This is a genomic window from Streptomyces actuosus (assembly GCF_016921115.1).
GTDB classification, from domain to species: Bacteria; Actinomycetota; Actinomycetes; order Streptomycetales; family Streptomycetaceae; genus Streptomyces; species Streptomyces actuosus_A.
Map to the genome: position 1 here is coordinate 1 of NZ_JAFFZS010000157.1, position 515 is coordinate 515.

Sequence of the window (515 nt, forward strand, 5' to 3'; positions counted from 1 at the left end):
GCTCGGCATACCTTTACTGTTCGACTAAACGCTTCTGGGGTATTGAAGTAGTCGCTCGATCGTTCAAATAAAACACCGGTGATATTGCGTCCTAGCCAAAACTCCCCGTCCGGTTCAGCTTGCAATCTGTCATATATACGGTCGACACAGTTGCTCGATTCGTGAAGCTCAAAGTATTTACCCCTAAGCAGAGCAACACTAGATCTTGGAAGCCTTCCTTCGAAAAGTTCAATCGATGTTGAGATTCCAAACATCAGGGTAAATGGTATTCGGTCGAGCCATGAGCTAAAAGGAATTAGCACCTGGTCCGTCATGATTCGGGGGTGAGGGTTCTCACCTCAGTAACGATAGAAGATCCGTTAATAGATTAGGGTCAAAAGCCTCGCTGTCCCGGAATGCCAGAACCAATTTCGTGGCCCTTTTCCTTTGCACATAGTCACTGAGTAGTTCAAGATCATACCCAAGCAGTCTTGGTCCCTGTGTTCAAAATTAGTTCCCGATGCAACGGTTCTTGG

Annotated in this window: 1 protein-coding gene; it reads right to left on the reverse strand. The window is 46.6% G+C overall.

Annotated features, from left to right (window positions below; genetic code table 11):
- Positions 1-314: hypothetical protein (locus JS756_RS39005; protein ID WP_240204884.1), on the reverse strand; the 314-nt coding region annotated here is incomplete at its 3' end.
- Positions 315-515 lie beyond the last annotated feature (201 nt).